This window comes from Streptococcus sp. 29892, assembly GCF_032594935.1.
GTDB classification, from domain to species: Bacteria; Bacillota; Bacilli; order Lactobacillales; family Streptococcaceae; genus Streptococcus; species Streptococcus hyiners.
On the sequence record NZ_CP118734.1, the window covers coordinates 1,450,619 to 1,466,909 of the forward strand.

A 16,291-nucleotide genomic window follows, 5' to 3' on the forward strand; every position below is an offset into this window, starting at 1 on the left:
GTCTAAGTAATAAAAGATAAACTGAACGACTATAAGCTAACCCAATCGTTGCGGTGAATAAACACACCTTCCGCTCTGCCATTTGCCAACTGGTCCTGCAAGTCCCGGGACGAGAGTTTAACCCGCCCTTTACCAATCAAACGGTGGTCTGCTTGACTGTAAACTTCCACGACCTGTCCTACTTCAAAGTCGCCTTCTAGGGCTTTGACACCAGCAGCTAACAAACTGCGTCCTTGGTGCAACATGGCATCAACCGCACCAGCATCCACCTCAACTGCTGCATCTGTCCGAGCATAGAAAGCCATCCACTGCTTGCGTTGGTTCATGGCGTGGTCATCAGCTAAAAAGAGGGTGCCACGATTGGCTTGGGTGACGGCTTGTAAAAGGGCCGTATCCTCCTTGGACGAGCAGATAAAGACAGGTACGCCCGATTTGGTCGCAATCTGCGCCGCCTGTAATTTGGTAGTCATGCCGCCCGTTCCGTTGGACGTTCCTGCTCCTGCTGCCATGGCAAATAAGTCTTCCGTAATTTCCTTAATCTCTGGCAAATGTTTGGCGTTGGGATCGCTGTTAGGATTGGCCGTGTAAAGTCCGTCCACATCCGTCAAGAGCACCAAGAGGTCTGCTTTCAAGAGAGAAGCCACTTGGGCAGATAAAGTATCATTGTCCCCCACCTTAATCTCCTCAATAGCAATGGTGTCATTTTCATTGATAATAGGAATAGCACGCTGTTTGAGCAAGACCTGCAAGGCCTGAGAGGCATTCTGATAGCGTCTGGCATCCGCAAAATCATCCTGGGTCAACAAAATCTGAGCTGACACAATCCCGTCTTTCATCAGGTTCTGTGTATATTCCTCAATCAGCAAGCCCTGACCAACGGCCGCAGAAGCCTGTTTCTCCGCAATCTTGGTCGGTCGTTTGTCAAATCCCAATCTCCGAAAACCAGCAGCAATGGACCCCGAAGTCACCAACACAATCTGGTAACCCTTCTGATGCAACTGAGCTAGCTGATTGGTAATCCGAGCAATCTTAATGCGGTCCAAACTGCCATTTTCTTGGGTCAGAGAGCTGGTTCCTACCTTAAATACAATCGTTTTTTCTGTCATAATCTCTTCTCACAAAAACTAATATTTGGAAAATTATACCATATTTTAATCATAAATAAAATCACTGGTATGTAGTATGGAGCAAAGGAAATCATTCCTAATGAAGAGGAGCTTGACAAAATGTAATATTTTCAAACACTAAAAGAAAAGGAAGCCTTGTTGCTCCCTTATACTTCTTCAAAAAAATCCTGAACGAGCCCTTCTATTTCCTTCTCATTCATGCTTAAAACTTGATACTCTTTCTCAAAGAAGGAAAGAACTTGTTGTCCATATCGCTTGGTATGAATGCGAGGATCCAATACTAAGACCACAGAATCTTGTTTGTCATGCCGATTGGTACGTCCGATGGCCTGTTTTAATTTGATCATCATCATGGGCAGGCTGTAATCGTAAAATGGATTCTTGCCTTCTTCACGCAGATGGTGATTGATTTTCTGGACAAAACGGTCCTTGGGATTGTCGAATGGCAGTCTTGTAATGACCTGGATCAATTGGTCCTGGCTGGCAAAGTCAACTCCCTCCCAGAATACACCTGTGCCCAGTAAAATCTGACATTCACCCCGTTCAAATTTGCGTTTTAGGGTCATTTCCTGTCCATGCTTATGTTGGGCTAGGTGAGGAATGTTATTGTCTTCTAGTAAATCCGACACTTGTAAAAGCAGGGAAATAGAGGTGAATAAGACCAAAATCGGTCTGCCCAGCTCTGCTATTTTCCCTAAGGAATGCACCAAATAGGCAGCGTGCTCTTCCTTGGAACCAGCCAGGATATCAGGGAGATTGGTCGGAAAGAGTAGCTGTTGGTTGGTCACTGCTTGTGTAGGGAGCAAGTCCATGGTGACCCGCTCAAAGCCCAGTAGATTGGCCAGACTGACCTTCTTGCTGATGGTCAAGGTGGCGCTGATACAGAAAATCTTGGTGTCTGGCAGGTAAGTAGCCACATTCAAGAGGCTGTCCTTGGAACCCCGCAAATAAGCAATCCGCTTGTCCTCAAGATACTTTTCTTCCAGCCAAAAACTGTCATAATAGTCTAGGAGTTGAGCCAGGTCCTGCAAGTCAATGTCCTGTAATTCAGCTAAATTCTGCTTGAGTTGACCTAAGTCTTCTTTTGCTATTTCCCTTTGACCATACTGGCGAAAACGATTCAAGAGGTGGTTGAGCTCAAATTGACAGGACTCATAGAGACGTTGGTCTAGAACCTTATCCGCCCTATCTTTTTTACTCTGCAATATTTGTAATAGAGCTGTAAGTTCCTGAGAGTCCATCGCCAGATTTTCGGCAGCCAAGAGGAATTTCTGAGCCTCATCAATGACCACCAAACGATTGTCCATCAGAGGATCTTGATCCTTGAGGTGACTGAGGAAATAGGCATGATTGGTAATGAGAACCCTGCTGGATAGGGCTTGCTGATTCAAACCTTGCCAAAAATCCCAACCCCAGAAAAGACTGGTAGGCTCCAAGTTTCCGTCATGAGCAATCTCGTCAAAGTAGGCTTGGTAGCGTTGTTTCTGCTTGAGCTCGTCCAAATCACCTGTTGTAGTTTCTGTCAGCCAGACAAGGACCTGCATCTTAAATTGATTGACCAAGCGGTTATCATCTTGACGCTGCAAGGTTTTCCAAAAACTATCCAATTTGATAAAATGCTTGGGCGACTTGAGGGAAGCCATGGAAATATGGAAAATCTCTCTCAGCTTACTCCCCTCTTTTTCCATAATCTGCTCTTGAAGAAGCTTGGTCGGCACCGTCACCAAGAGAGGCTTTTCTGACCTGGCAAGCAAGGGCAGCAGATAACCGTAGGTCTTGCCCAAGCCTGCCTGAGCCTGTATAAAATGCACTTGTTCCACATCAGCCAATCGTTTTTCAACCACTTGAGCAAAGGCCGTTTGTTTTTTACGTTCGTGTAGACCTAGAAGGGCAATATTGGTCGCAAAATCTTCTGACAGATGATAGGCTGGCTGGGCTTTGACTGGCTTTCTCAAAACCAAGCCGTGAACACTTTCTAAACTGGTCGAAATCGTTTCTTCTAGGTATGGCACCAGTTCATCAATGACCAGACGGGATTCAAAGAGCAGATTATCCGCCAAATCAAGAATTTTATCAACAACAGTTCGAGGCAAACTCTTGATTTTCTCTTGAATTTTGATAAGAAGTCGAGCCGTTGCCAGTGCATCTGAAATAGCCGTGTGTGCCTGGTCCAACCCCAAGTCCAAATGCTCTGCTAGATTGCCCAGACTGTATTTATCAAATGTCGGGAAAAATAATTGTGCCAATTCCACCGTATCCACGCGCGGTGTCAGCAGTTCATAGCCTTCGAAGAAAAGAGCTTCTGCCAAGAGATTGGCATCAAATTTGACATTATGGGCTACAAAAATGGCATCTCCAATCATGTCATAAATTCTTCCAGCTACCTGACCAAAATCAGGAGCCTGTTCCAACTGCTGGTCTGTGATGCCCGTCAGATTTTTAATATGGTCATCAAGTAGCTCGTAGGGATTGATGTCCGTCGCATAGCTGTCAATAATTTCTCCGTTTTCAACCAGAACAATCCCGATTTGAATAATTTTTGCATCGGCACCTGTACCTGTTGCTTCCAAATCGACAACGGCATACCGATTGCTTGTTCGCGTATCTTTCATACTGTTCATTATAGCACAATCGACCGTCAGGAAAAAGCCTCAAACAAAATCCATGAAGTCACTGGATTTTTTTGTTAGACTACTTATATAAAAACCGTTTCTGTGAGGAGAAATATGATGATTATCCACAAATCTGTCAACCCTGTTGCCTTTCAAAATACCTACTATATTGAAAATGATAGCCACCTGCTTGTCGTTGACCCAGGAAGCGACTGGGCTAAAATCCAAGCCACTATTGAAAAAATTGGTAAACCAATTGCGGCCATTCTCTTGACCCACACCCATTACGATCATATTATGAGTTTGGACATCCTGCGTGAGACCTACAATTTCCCGCCTGTCTATGTGGCTGAAAGCGAGGCTAGCTGGCTCTACACACCAGAGATGAATCTATCAGGTCTACCTCGTCATGATGATATGGAAAATGTGGTCTGCCGACCTGCTGAAAACATCTTCCAATACCAAGAAGACTATCAGTTTGACGGTTTCCATTTCAAGGTTGTGCCAACACCGGGCCACTCCATCGGTGGTGTATCCTTTATCTTTCCAGAAGCGGAAGCCGTTGTCACTGGAGATGCTCTATTCCGTGAAACGATTGGACGCACAGACCTACCAACCAGCAACTTTGATGACTTGATTGCGGGTATCCGAGAACACATCTTCACCCTGCCAAACCACTACACCGTCCATCCTGGACATGGTCAAAATACCAGCGTTGGACACGAAAAAAACTTCAATCCATTTTTTAGATGACAAGAAAACCTGCCTAGTTCAGATTAAACCAGGCAGGTTTTAATTTACCACATAACCAGTCTCTCTTCGGGTGCCCTATACATTGGGTCACCTTCTTGAATATGGTAGACTTTATAAAAATCATCCATTTGCTGTAATTGGAGATTGACCCGAAATTCCTCAGGAGAATGTGTGTCTACCTGAAGTTGATAACGGCCATAATCAACCGCAACCATTTCTCGACGGCTACGGGCATAGTGCTCAAAAAATTCTTTTAGATTAGCTGACGGTTCTTCTTCTTTGAGCGTAGCCAAGGCAATCTGTATTCCTCCCAAATCCGCAAGATTTTCAGACAAGGTTAAATGACCATCTACTCTACCACCATAAACTTCCAGACCATCAAACAAGTCTACTAGGGCTTGATTTTTTTCTTCAAACGCTAGTCTATCTCGCTCTGTCCACCAGTCTTTTAGACTACCAGTCTCATCAAAATTTGCTCCTGTGGCATCAAAGGCATGAACAAACTCATGAGCGATAATTTTGCCAATCCCACCATAATTCTCGGCTACAGATTGATTTTTGTCATAATAGGGAGCTTGTAAAATAGCCGCCGGAATATAAATAGCATTCTGACTAGGAGCGTAGGCGGCTGTTACTTCACTTGCCGATACATTGCTAGCCCAAGTTTGTCTATCTATTGGCTGACTATAACGCTCGAAAACTCCTGTTCTAGCTTGAATCGTAATAGCCAAAACATTTTCAATATAAGACAAGTCTTCACGCACCTTTAATGACTTGGTCCAGTCGCTCAACTCCCTTGGATAACCGATATGATAAGTGATATTTTCTAATTTTTTAATTGCGGCTTGCTTGGTGGTTTGACTGAGCCAATCATTGGCTAGAATCCTTTCCTGATAGGTACTAGAGATTGCCTCAGCCATTTCCTGAATGGCAAGTAAGTCCGTTTCATCGGCATAGTTATGACCATAATAAACACCCAAGCTTTCCTTGAAAATTCCAGTCACATCCAGATAAGTCATGTAATCATTTGGATAGGAGGCTGAAACTCCTTGGACTTCTGCATGAAATCTCCCTGCTGTCTGCATGATTTCCCCAGTCAAATAGGGAGCTAACTTCATTGCTTGGCTAACCAAAGCCCATGATCGATATTCTGAGAAATTTTCTTCCTTGATAAATTGGGATAATTGTTCAAAATAGCTTGGATTAGAAACATAAACTTCCTCCGGTTCCAAGCCCACCAGTCCTACTAATTGTTCTCCAATCGATAAAGCTGGAGAGTAGTTTTTGACCTCTGAGAATGATCTAAGTTCTTCTGCGTTCACAGGCCCCCAATCACTATGCACATTCTCACTAGCTGGTAGAGTGTCAACGAGTCGATTGTCAAAAGCAATGGCACCTTCAACCAAAGCAGTAGCCTCCCCGTCTGAGTAGCCACATTTTTCCAAAATATGTCTCGCAGATATACGGTAAGAATCCATGAGTTTCTCACGAACAGTCCTGTCTTCATAGTAGGACTTATCAGGTAGAATCGTCTGAGGTGGTAGCAAAATTAGCATTCTTTCAGATGTGTTTCGTGGATTGGCAATCACATCAAGACCATAGGGCAATGGATAGTCCTTACGAATCCAATCTTGGCTAAGCGATTTCAGCTCGGAAAACGAAGCAATTCCCATCATTTCATCCAGTATCATTCTAGCTACTCTGACACCATCTTCTTCCCTTTTGGTAAAATCAAGACCTTGCTGATACAACTTGATAAATTCTACTAAATCCTCCGACTGAGGCTCTAGCTGACCAGCTACCATTTTGTCAAAATCCGATTTTAATTGCTCATCTACTTCCATTTGCAATCTTGTAAACTCATTGTAGAATGGTGTGCCACTTGATAACCAGCCACCATTTAACCAGTCCCTATTTATAGCTTGATAAAAATTAGTTTGGATAGTCGGTTCTGCTTTTTCAACTTGTGTTTGGTCATCTCCTATTTTCTGACCACCGCAGGCAGCTAAGAGACAGACAAAACCAAGCAAAACCAATCTAAGTAGACCTTGTTTTATCACGCGTCACTCCTTCACTTGTTTTCCACAAACTATTTCGACAGGAAAAGATGCAGAAAATAATTACTCCTCCGCATCTTTCTCTTTCCTCAACTCCCCAATCGTCTCAAAACTTGCCCGACCATCCGCAGCCAGCACCTCCTGCTCGTAAGCGTTAATAATCTGGGCAACGACTGGATGGCGGACCACATCCTTGGCTGAAAAATGCACGAAATCAATCTGCGGAATTTTGCTCAATTTCTCCGTCGCATCAATCAAGCCCGACTTAACCTTGCGCGGCAGGTCAATCTGACTAATATCCCCATTGACAATCATCTTGGAATTAAAGCCCAGACGGGTCAGGAACATCTTCATCTGCATAATGGTAGTATTTTGCGCCTCATCCAAGATGACAAAGGCGTCTTCCAGCGTCCTACCGCGCATATAGGCCAGCGGTGCAATCTCGATAATCTCGCGCTCCATTAGGCGCGTGGTCTGCTCCTTGCCCAAAATCTGGTAGAGGGCATCATAGACAGGACGCAAATAGGGGTCTACTTTTTCTTTTAAGTCCCCTGGCAAAAAACCTAAACTTTCGCCTGCTTCTACCGCAGGACGGGTCAGGACAATCCGCTTGACCTGGCCCCGCTTGAGGGCTGTTACAGCTAGAGTAACCGCCAAAAAGGTCTTCCCTGTACCAGCTGGTCCAATTCCAAACACGATGTCATGACGCTTTACGCTGTCCACGTAGAGTTTTTGACCAAGGGTCTTTACGCGAATGGGTTTGCCGTAGTTGTCCTTGATAATCTCTTCTTCGTAGAGGGCAACGAATTTCTCAATCTCGTCATTTTTGACCATGGAAATAGCCGTGACCACATCTGGCGTATTAATGACCAAGCCCCGATTGACCAAGACAAGAAGGGACTGGATAACAAGACGGGCCTGTTCTACATGGTCTTCTTGCCCAATCACTTGGACTTTTTCTGTTCGTGCATGGATCACCACGCCCAATTCCTGTTCCATCAATCGCAAATGACGCTCATTAGAACCAAAAAGACTAAACAAATCATCTGGGTGTTTTAGGTGAATATCAATTGAATGTTCTTGCAAGAAACTTCTCCTTTGGTAGCTTTTCTATTATTATACCAAAATTTTCCAACAACTGAATTTTCGATGTAAAAGAAAAACAGTGAATATGGCGATATTCACTGTTTGAGAAAGACCAAACTTAAAATTTCTATCTGGGGTGTAGAATAATAAAGAAAGGAAGGAAAGTTTGGTTTCCAGTTATTTAGCTGCCTCTTTTGTATATAAGTAACGACATTATCCTCTACAAAATATTAGCAGCTATACCAGGACGACGTTCATCCTGAATATTTATTTTACCCCCCCCCCCCCGAAAAATGCAAGTATATGGCTTGAAAAAATATTCTTGTTCATCTTTAAGCTGTTTATCAAAAAGAGCAGTTGCACTTTTACAACTACTCTCACATATTCACATCATCAATGTCCCAAATACTCTTCCCAAATGGCATCAAAGTCTGACATGGAAAAAGCAAAGCTAGCAGATTCTTCCAAAAAACGACTGACCTCATCAAAATTATCTGATTGCTTAGGAAAATCAACTTCCTCAAAAGCATAATCTGCTAAAATTGCAACAGGCTCATTGCTCTTAGGATTGCGTTGGGTCATCAACCAAGAATAAAAACTTCTTCTCACAACTCTTACTTTCTAATATGATTTTCTTCGTAGAGGGTAATATAACGCTCCATAGACATCTTACTCACCAATTGGCCAATCAATTCAAAAGGAATATTCTTTGGATTTTTCATGCGAACGCAGGACTTACCCATATCCAATTTGGTCAGAACCTGTTCCTGATACTTTTCTACAAACCAGTCATTCAATTCCTTATCCATATAAATTCCCATATGATAGAGGGCAATATGAGCCTTTTGTGAGGCCAAGGCCAAGAAAGGTAATGGTTCTCCAGGTGTACAATGATAACCATTTGGATAGGCTGACAGAGGGACGTAATAATTGATCATTCCACCCAGCACACCAACCTCAAAACCAGCAGGCAAATGCTCAACAATCACCTGATGAAGCCTTTCAACTGCCTCTCTGCGATTGTCTGGCAGGGCGGCCATGTATTCTTCTATCGTTTCCACTTCAATCAACATGATAAGCTCCTATCTCAACCCAAGCATGGCTTCCTTGGCATGAACCATCTCTGTAATCATTTGGCAATAAGGAGTTGGAATACCTGCACGTTTGCCTTTAAAAACAACAGCGCCATTCAGGTAATCAATTTCAGTCTTACGACCATTTTGCACCAAATCCTGATGCATAGATGGATAGTGATTAGATGCTTTTTTAGAAGCATCAATGATATACTTCCAAATAGCCTCTTCATCAATTCCATCGGTTTCTGATTTGGCAACGGCGATGAATTCCTTGAAAATTCCTTGCACCAAATTTAGCCCCCCCTCTGTTCCAAAGAGTTCTCCAATGGTGCAATTCAAGATTGTACAAGTCGGATTCATGGTGCCATTGACACAGGCCTTTTGCCAAATGGCATTGATGACGTGGTCATCATAAGTTGCATTTAAACCAGCCTCATTAAACATAGCAATCATATCAGCAACTGACTGACCATCACCAACCATATTCTGCACAGAGATAGAACCAGGACCTTGCAAATGCGCGTGCCCCGGCCCCTTAAGACCAGCCAACCAAATCGTTACACCGACCATAATACTCTCATCAGGCACATAACGGCGCATGGTGGTCGCATGTCCAAGTCCATTCAAGAGGCTAAGAACCTTAGTCTTTTCACCAATGATCCCCTTAATATCCTGCAACATTTTTGGCAGCTGGTCCGCCTTGGTTAAGAGGATGATCAAGTCAGCAACTTCCGTCGCCTCAGTCGGCTTCATAATAGGGAGCTGGACGACATCATCAAAATCTCCCGTCACCTTCAGACCATTTTCACGAATCGATTCGATATGAGCATCCCAATTATCCAACAAAATCACTTCATGCTTTGTCTTTGATAACTGATAGCCAAAACGACAACCCATGGCACCACTACCAGCGATATATACTCTCATTGATTACACCAACTCCGTTCCAAACTCGTCTTGTTTGACCTTCCCAGCTTTCATCAAACCACCCAGGGCTTTTTTGAATTGTCCCTTGGAAATACCGAAGGTAGCCTTGATGTCTTCTGGAGCAGACTTGTCGTTCAAGGTCATAAAGCCCCCACTGCTCTCCAGATAAGTCAAAATCATCTGAGCATCATTTTCCAACATCTCAAATGAACGCGGTTTAAGTGATAAATTCAAGGTCCGGTCAACTGCCCGATAACCAATCACCCGTGCCTCCAAAACCTGCCCCAAGCGTGGCTCAGCAAACCGTTCACTAGGATGGATAAATCCAAGCATATTGTTATCAGGTAGATAGACAAAGGTCCCTGTCATCTTCAGACGGTAAACGATGGCACGCAGGGTTTGGTTCTGCATATTATCATAAGCAGGACCCGCCATCTTTTGGAAATCTTCTTGAAAAGCTGGTAGGGCCCAAATACGGTCTTTCTTATCCACATCCAACTTAACATAGAGTTGATCACCTTTTTTAGGCCACAACTCCTTGATTTCAGGCAAAATATCCAAGGAAACAACCACCTGCTTGTCTGGTAAACCAGTGTCCACAAAAACACCCAAGTCTTTACGAACGTCAGTCACTGTTCCCCAGCCAAAGCTAGTCCGGCTTGCTCCCACTTCTTTAGTGGTTAAACGCAGCTTTTGTTTCATATCTGTATAAGCGAAACCCTTGACAGATTGCCCTAGTTGGAACTCTCCTTCATCTTTTGAAAGAGCAAAGGTCAGCCCTTCTTTCTGGATAAAGTAAAATTGGTCATTTTGGTCGGTCACAAGACCAACCACATAGTGTGCTAATAAATCATTCATGATTTTCTTCTTTCTGATTAAAAATGGGAGTGGGAAAGAACTCAACTAGTCAAAAAAGAGTTCGTGTTCCCACCCCCGCACAGTTGATTAGGTCAGATTTCGAGTGTGAAACACGAACAAATCTGCCAATCAACCACTGCGCTGAGATGTTGACACGAACTCTGAGAAGTGGCTTTAGACTTTTTGCCCAGCCCCATTAGATGTTTATTGTATCATCACTTCCGTTAGACATGTTAGCAATGACATTTACTTGCATTTAAGGAAATCGATTAAACTTCCAACAATTCTTTTTCCTTGTCGGCAGTCATCTTATCGATAGTCTTGATGGCATCGTCAGTGACTTTTTGAATGTCTTTCTCAAGTGTTTTCAAATCGTCTTCCGTGATTTCTTTAGCTTTTTCAGCTTTCTTAGCCTCGTCCATAGCATCACGACGGATGTTTCGGATAGCCACTTTAGAGTTTTCACCCACTTTTTTCACATCTTTTGCCAAGTTCTTACGCGTTTCCTCTGTCAAGGCAGGAATAACCAAACGAATAACAGTACCATCAGACTGTGGTGTCAAACCAAGGTCAGATGCGTTCAAGGCACGCTCAATATCCTTCAAGATAGACTTGTCAAATGGTGTAATCAAGAGAACACGCGCTTCTGGAACGGTAATACCAGCCAATTGGTTCAAGGGTGTTGGAGCACCGTAGTATTCTACTGAAATGCGGTCCAACAAGCTAGCATTAGCACGACCAGCACGGATATGGCTGAACTCACGAGCCAAACTCTGATGCGATTGGTTCATGCGTTCTTGGGCTTTTGCAATAATTTCTTTTGACATAAGACTTCCTTCTTTATATTTTATATTTTATGTTTTATTTTTCTTCTGTAGAATTAGAAACCGTTGTACCGATTTGTTCACCAAATACAACACGCTTGATATTGCCTGGCTCGTTCATGTTAAAGACTACCAAATCAATATCGTTGTCCATTGACAGCGTAGAAGCTGTTGCATCCATGATTTTCAAGCCACGGCTGATGACTTCACGGTGGGTTAATTCATTAAATTTAACCGCATTTGCATCTTTCTTAGGATCGGCATTGTAGACACCATCCACACCGTTTTTAGCCATCAAGATTGCATCTGCTTCAATCTCTGCTGCACGAAGAGCGGCAGTTGTATCTGTTGAGAAGTATGGTGAACCGATACCTGCACCGAAGATGACAATCCGACCTTTTTCAAGGTGACGTAAGGCACGACCACGAATATATGGCTCAGCCACAGACTGCATAGCAATTGCTGTCTGCACACGCGTATCCACACCAAGTTGTTTAAGGGAATCAGCCATTACAAGAGCATTCATAACCGTACCAAGCATACCAGTATAGTCTGCCTGCACACGATCCATACCAGCCTCAGCAGCAGGTTCACCACGCCAAAGGTTACCACCACCAATAACAAGGGCAATTTGAACACCTGATTCTGCTACTTCTTGAATTTCCTTAGCCATTGCTTGAACCGTTTGGATGTCAATACCGACACCACGTTCACCGGCCAAGGCCTCGCCAGATAGTTTGATTAGAATACGTTGGTATTTAGGTTTCATCATCTCTCTCCTCTTTTTTATCCCTACTATTCTACCACAAAATCAAAATTTTTTATAGAAAAATCTCCACGAAAAAAGGAAAATCCATTCCAGATTTTCCTAGAGTTTATTAAGCCAATTTTAGTTTGCGACGGAGCAAGTCTGCCCGGCTGCCAATCAAACGATCCAGCTGTCGTGTCTTCAAGGTCAAAATGACAAAAACGAATACGCCCACCCCTCCCGAAAGGAGCAAATGAACAAAGCTCGATAGATAACCAGTAGCTGGTAATAAGTGATTGAGAAGCAATTCATGTAACCAAACAATGCCACCCATAACCAAGGAAATCCAGCTGATTGTCACAATGTCTTTCACAATCAAACCTTCATCCACACCTAAGACAGCATCAATACGCTTATAGAATAAATAGAGCATGACGGTAAGACTGACCAGGGTTGAAAGGAAGGGGCCGTAAACTTGGAACATATAAATCATCGGCAACTGCAAGACCACTTTTATCAGCATCCCAATCGCAAAATAGATAACTGCTCGACGATTTTCAAAAATCGCTTGAATGACAACGCTGATAACAGAATATAGGCCAAGAGGTAAAATCATGACCAGGTTCCAAATGAAGAGCTGAATTTCAATATCCTGCGATTGACCGTAGAAGACTGAGTAGAGTGGTCTAGCCAATAAGACCGTTCCAACAATGGCTGGAATGGTAAAAATAAAGAGTAACTGCAAGTTATCCGCCACCAAATTGGAAGCTGCCTTCAAATCTTTTTTTACAAACTTCTCAGTAATGAGTGGAATAGCTACACTGCCCAGACTGATAGAAATCCCGATAATCATCATGGTAATCTTATTGGGATTGGCAGACATAAAGGAATAGAGTTCCAAGAGTTCCGAATTGGTCAGGCTGGTGATCTTTTCCATGACATTGATAAAGGTAACTTGGTCAATAAATTGCAGCAACTGGATGGTCAAACTCAAAATAATAATCGGAATAGCATCCTTGACTGTTTCTTTGATGAGTTGACCTGTATTGACCGATATGTTCTGCTTCTTGGCATGGAGTAATTTTCCCAGATAGCCCTGTTTCCAGAGAGTATAAACCAGAATTCCTACACTTGCCAGCATACCTACAAAGGCAGCAAAGGTGGACTGTACTACTGCGTCTAGATAGTTCCCATTGCCCAGCTTCATGATAATAAAGGTAGCTGCTAAAATCCAAATAACACGAACCAACTGTTCCGCCAATTGACTGATCGCATAAGGCTTCATATCGTGCCGCCCCTGGAAAAAACCTCGTAAGATACTCATAGCTGGAAAGATGAATAAGGGAGGAACCAGACTATACATGACTGGAATGAGTTTTTCTTTGGAACCTGACGCTTCAGCTAGCCAAGGAGAACTGATAAACATGGCTCCGGCAAAGACCGCACCAAAGACCAACATGAGCTTAAAGAATTCCCGAACCAGATAGAGTGACACCTCTTCTTTCCCTAATACATTGTACTTGGCAACCTGTTTAGCAATGGCGGTCGGCAAACCAGCCGTAGAAATCAAGAGGAAGTTGGCATAAATTTGATAGCCCATACTAAATAAGGCATTGGCCTCCGCCCGATGTTCTCCCAGCCAGATATACCAAGGTATCACATAGGCAACACCCAGCAAACGACTGAGAAAATTCCCAGCCGTTAGCCAGGCCATGCCTCGCACCATGGTTTCTTGCTCACGGGATTGGCCCGTTTTTGTTTGTTCAGACATGATAAAACTTCTTTCTTTTAAGATAACTCCTCTATTATAAACTTTTATCAAACCATTGTAAAATATGAGCAAGCAAAAGACCCACCTCAAAAGATGGGCTGCTGCTTAGAACCTGTATTCACAAGTAAAGTCCTTTTAGATAAGAGCTCGTTTTTCACTAATCAATGCAGCTTTTTAGGGAATACTAACAAAGGCTGAATAAGTGAAAAACTAGCCTTAGATGGAAGTGCTGAACTGTGGATACAGGTTTTTAATCTTCTATAGAAGTATATGTTACTGCCAGGCCTCTCTGAACAGCTGGACGCTCTGCAATTTTTTCCACCCAGGCATTTAAATGGCTATAAGAGGCGACATCCAGAAATGCTGCCGAACCAGGATAGAGTTGACCTTGCGCCAACCGTCCATACCAGGACCAGATGGCTATATCTGCGATAGTGTAGTCATTTCCAGCAATGTATTCCCTGGTCGCCAATAATTGATCCAACAAATCCAACTGCCGCTTGGTTTCCATGGCGTAGCGGTTAATAGGATATTCCTGCGCTGTCGGAGCGTAATGGAAGAAATGCCCAAAACCACCTCCAACAAAGGGAGCGGCGCCAGTTTGCCAGAAGAGCCAGTTAAGAACTTCTGTACGTTTCGACCATTCTTTTGGCAAGAAGGCACTAAACTTTTCTGCTAAGTAAAATAAAATATTGGCGGATTCAAAAACACGAACTGGTTCTTTCTCAGAGTAGTCCACCATAGCTGGAATTTTTGAGTTTGGATTTATCCCAACAAAGTCAGATCCAAACTGGTCCCCTTGACCGATATTGATGAGAAAGAGGTCATAGCCAGCTTCTGAAATCCCCAGTTCCCTCAGTTCTTCCAGCATAATGGCAACCTTAATGCCATTAGGTGTTCCCAAGGAATAAACTTGGAAAGGCTGATCTCCTTTTGGCAAAGCCTGTTCAAATCGACTACCTGCAGTCGGGCGGTTGCCTGAACGATTGTCATTCTCATCTTCCCACTTCCAAACCAGTGGTTTTGTGTATTCTGTCATTATTTTTCCTCCAAATCATCTATTCCTAGTACATAACGCCTATAGGTCACTTGTAAGTCTTGGATATAACGTCCCAATTCTACCAATTCCTTCGGTGCTCTCCAGGTCAAGCCCGTCAATTCAGCATTGACAAATACCGATAACTGATCCGCCAACAAGTAGAGATTGTCTGACTGGTCAAGTTTCTGGGCAAATTCAACAATTTTCTCACGCAAAACAGGTGAAATAGCTTCTGGCGCCAACTGATAAAGGGCTGATAAATGGTAGTAAAATTCTTCACGATTGGCTTTTTTCATAAGTTCCTCCTACAAGCTATCCAAACGGGCCATATACAAACTATGGCTGATCTGCAATTCCTGGATATAAGTAGCTAAATCAAGCAGCTCTTTTGGTGCTTTTCCAGCCTGCTCAAGCAATTCCCTATTCACATACACGGAAAGCTGATCCGCCAACAAGTAGAGATTGTCTGACTGGTCAAGTTTCTGAGCAAATTCAACAATTTTCTCACGCAAAACAGGGGAAATAGTTTCTGGTGACAACTGATAAAGGGCTGATAAATGGGAGTAAAATTCTTCACGATTGGCTTTTTTCATAAGAAACTCCTATATCCTTGTTTTCTGATATCAGTATAAGGTATTTTCATAAGTATGTCAAGATAGCCAAAAAAAGATTGCCCGAAGACAATCTTTCTATTGATTAAAGTGAGTTTGGATCTACTTTAATACCAACACCTTGTGTTGTTGTGATTGAAACTGAAGTCATGTAAGTACCTTTAGCTGTAGCTGGTTTTGCTTTAACCATTACTTCGTTGAAAGCTTTGAAGTTTTCAACAAGTTTGTCAGCGTCAAATGATACTTTACCGATAAGAGCTTGTACGATACCTGCTTTGTCTGCACGGTAAGTGATTTTACCACCTTTAGACTCTTCAACTGCTTTAGCAACATCCATTGTTACTGTACCAGTTTTAGGGTTTGGCATCAAGTTACGTGGACCAAGTACACGACCAAGACGTCCAACAACTGCCATCATATCTGGAGTTGCGATAACAACGTCGAAGTCCAACCAACCACCGTTGATTTTAGCAACCAAATCATCTTCACCAACAAAGTCTGCACCAGCAGCTTTTGCTTCTTCTGCTTTCGCACCACGCGCGAAAACAAGAACGCGAGCAGTTTTACCAGTACCGTTTGGCAATACCATTGCACCACGGATTTGTTGGTCTGCTTTACGAACGTCGATGTTCAAGTTGTAAGCAACTTCAACTGACGCATCAAATTTAGCGAAGTTAGTTTCTTTTGCAAGTGCAACAGCTTCTTCTACGCTGTAAAGTTTTGTGCTGTCGATTTTCTCAAGAGCAGCACGTAAGTTTTTGCTTTTTTTAGCCATTTTTATTCTCCTTGTAATGTGGTCATA

At 43.1% G+C, this 16,291-nt stretch carries 16 protein-coding genes; 1 reads left to right on the forward strand and 15 read right to left on the reverse strand.

Annotated features, from left to right (window positions below; translation table 11 throughout):
* Nucleotides 1-29: 29 nt before the first annotated feature.
* Nucleotides 30-1,106 carry a glutamate 5-kinase gene (gene proB / locus PW220_RS07235; RefSeq protein ID WP_248054989.1) on the reverse strand — a complete coding sequence of 359 codons (1,077 nt, stop codon included), beginning with the start codon at nt 1,104-1,106 and terminating at the stop codon, nt 30-32.
* 167 nt (nt 1,107-1,273) lie between these two features.
* Nucleotides 1,274-3,748 (reverse strand): bifunctional DnaQ family exonuclease/ATP-dependent helicase, encoded by a 2,475-nt coding sequence (locus PW220_RS07240; protein ID WP_398582925.1) that lies wholly within the window; start codon nt 3,746-3,748, stop codon nt 1,274-1,276.
* A 108-nt stretch (nt 3,749-3,856) separates the two neighbouring features.
* Between PW220_RS07240 and PW220_RS07245 the strand changes: the two genes are divergently transcribed.
* Nucleotides 3,857-4,492 (forward strand): MBL fold metallo-hydrolase, encoded by a 636-nt coding sequence (locus tag PW220_RS07245; protein ID WP_248054987.1) that lies wholly within the window; start codon nt 3,857-3,859, stop codon nt 4,490-4,492.
* 44 nt (nt 4,493-4,536) lie between these two features.
* Here the strand turns inward: PW220_RS07245 and PW220_RS07250 are convergent, their stop codons facing one another.
* From PW220_RS07250 to rplA, 13 genes are all read right to left on the reverse strand, one after another.
* The gene (locus tag PW220_RS07250; protein WP_248050746.1) at nt 4,537-6,552 is read right to left on the reverse strand and encodes a M13 family metallopeptidase; all 2,016 of its coding nucleotides are present in this window, start codon (nt 6,550-6,552) and stop codon (nt 4,537-4,539) included.
* 60 nt (nt 6,553-6,612) lie between these two features.
* Nucleotides 6,613-7,635 (reverse strand): PhoH family protein, encoded by a 1,023-nt coding sequence (locus PW220_RS07255; protein ID WP_248054986.1) that lies wholly within the window; start codon nt 7,633-7,635, stop codon nt 6,613-6,615.
* A gap of 393 nt (nt 7,636-8,028) precedes the next feature.
* Nucleotides 8,029-8,244 carry a YozE family protein gene (locus tag PW220_RS07260; RefSeq protein WP_105124615.1) on the reverse strand — a complete coding sequence of 72 codons (216 nt, stop codon included), beginning with the start codon at nt 8,242-8,244 and terminating at the stop codon, nt 8,029-8,031.
* 5 nt (nt 8,245-8,249) lie between these two features.
* On the reverse strand, nt 8,250-8,708 hold the full coding sequence (locus PW220_RS07265) for a DUF1801 domain-containing protein (protein WP_248054985.1): 459 nt from the start codon (nt 8,706-8,708) through the stop codon (nt 8,250-8,252).
* 9 nt (nt 8,709-8,717) lie between these two features.
* Nucleotides 8,718-9,638 (reverse strand): 2-dehydropantoate 2-reductase, encoded by a 921-nt coding sequence (locus PW220_RS07270; protein WP_248054984.1) that lies wholly within the window; start codon nt 9,636-9,638, stop codon nt 8,718-8,720.
* A 3-nt stretch (nt 9,639-9,641) separates the two neighbouring features.
* Nucleotides 9,642-10,496, reverse strand: coding sequence for a CvfB family protein (locus PW220_RS07275; protein WP_248043734.1), 855 nt, complete (start codon nt 10,494-10,496; stop codon nt 9,642-9,644).
* Between the two features lie 269 nt (nt 10,497-10,765).
* Nucleotides 10,766-11,323, reverse strand: a complete 558-nt coding sequence (gene frr, locus PW220_RS07280; protein ID WP_044690115.1) for a ribosome recycling factor — start codon at nt 11,321-11,323, stop codon at nt 10,766-10,768.
* A gap of 34 nt (nt 11,324-11,357) precedes the next feature.
* Nucleotides 11,358-12,092, reverse strand: coding sequence for a UMP kinase (pyrH, locus tag PW220_RS07285; protein WP_172029101.1), 735 nt, complete (start codon nt 12,090-12,092; stop codon nt 11,358-11,360).
* Nucleotides 12,093-12,198: 106 nt separating this feature from the next.
* On the reverse strand, nt 12,199-13,839 hold the full coding sequence (locus tag PW220_RS07290; RefSeq protein WP_248054983.1) for a putative polysaccharide biosynthesis protein: 1,641 nt from the start codon (nt 13,837-13,839) through the stop codon (nt 12,199-12,201).
* A 250-nt stretch (nt 13,840-14,089) separates the two neighbouring features.
* The gene (gene yghU / locus PW220_RS07295; RefSeq protein ID WP_248054982.1) at nt 14,090-14,878 is read right to left on the reverse strand and encodes a glutathione-dependent disulfide-bond oxidoreductase; all 789 of its coding nucleotides are present in this window, start codon (nt 14,876-14,878) and stop codon (nt 14,090-14,092) included.
* Nucleotides 14,878-15,174 carry a hypothetical protein gene (locus PW220_RS07300; protein WP_248054981.1) on the reverse strand — a complete coding sequence of 99 codons (297 nt, stop codon included), beginning with the start codon at nt 15,172-15,174 and terminating at the stop codon, nt 14,878-14,880. The genes yghU and PW220_RS07300 overlap by 1 nt, the downstream gene beginning before the upstream one ends.
* A gap of 9 nt (nt 15,175-15,183) precedes the next feature.
* Complete coding sequence (locus PW220_RS07305; RefSeq protein WP_105114538.1) at nt 15,184-15,471, reverse strand: bacteriocin immunity family protein; 288 nt, start codon at nt 15,469-15,471, stop codon at nt 15,184-15,186.
* 103 nt (nt 15,472-15,574) lie between these two features.
* Nucleotides 15,575-16,264 (reverse strand): 50S ribosomal protein L1, encoded by a 690-nt coding sequence (gene rplA, locus PW220_RS07310; protein ID WP_105114539.1) that lies wholly within the window; start codon nt 16,262-16,264, stop codon nt 15,575-15,577.
* Nucleotides 16,265-16,291: the final 27 nt, after the last annotated feature.

What these genes read in the sequence shown, in the direction of transcription:
- PW220_RS07265 (WP_248054985.1), bottom strand. Translation starts at nt 8,708, where the DNA reads ATGTTGATTGAAGTGGAAACGATAGAAGAATACATGGCCGCCCTGCCA.
- PW220_RS07290 (WP_248054983.1), bottom strand. Translation starts at nt 13,839, where the DNA reads ATGTCTGAACAAACAAAAACGGGCCAATCCCGTGAGCAAGAAACCATG.
- frr (WP_044690115.1), bottom strand. Translation starts at nt 11,323, where the DNA reads ATGTCAAAAGAAATTATTGCAAAAGCCCAAGAACGCATGAACCAATCG.
- proB (WP_248054989.1), bottom strand. Translation starts at nt 1,106, where the DNA reads ATGACAGAAAAAACGATTGTATTTAAGGTAGGAACCAGCTCTCTGACC.
- rplA (WP_105114539.1), bottom strand. Translation starts at nt 16,264, where the DNA reads ATGGCTAAAAAAAGCAAAAACTTACGTGCTGCTCTTGAGAAAATCGAC.
- yghU (WP_248054982.1), bottom strand. Translation starts at nt 14,878, where the DNA reads ATGACAGAATACACAAAACCACTGGTTTGGAAGTGGGAAGATGAGAAT.
- PW220_RS07270 (WP_248054984.1), bottom strand. Translation starts at nt 9,638, where the DNA reads ATGAGAGTATATATCGCTGGTAGTGGTGCCATGGGTTGTCGTTTTGGC.
- pyrH (WP_172029101.1), bottom strand. Translation starts at nt 12,092, where the DNA reads ATGATGAAACCTAAATACCAACGTATTCTAATCAAACTATCTGGCGAG.
- PW220_RS07245 (WP_248054987.1), top strand. Translation starts at nt 3,857, where the DNA reads ATGATTATCCACAAATCTGTCAACCCTGTTGCCTTTCAAAATACCTAC.
- PW220_RS07275 (WP_248043734.1), bottom strand. Translation starts at nt 10,496, where the DNA reads ATGAATGATTTATTAGCACACTATGTGGTTGGTCTTGTGACCGACCAA.
- PW220_RS07300 (WP_248054981.1), bottom strand. Translation starts at nt 15,174, where the DNA reads ATGAAAAAAGCCAATCGTGAAGAATTTTACTACCATTTATCAGCCCTT.
- PW220_RS07240 (WP_398582925.1), bottom strand. Translation starts at nt 3,748, where the DNA reads ATGAACAGTATGAAAGATACGCGAACAAGCAATCGGTATGCCGTTGTC.
- PW220_RS07305 (WP_105114538.1), bottom strand. Translation starts at nt 15,471, where the DNA reads ATGAAAAAAGCCAATCGTGAAGAATTTTACTCCCATTTATCAGCCCTT.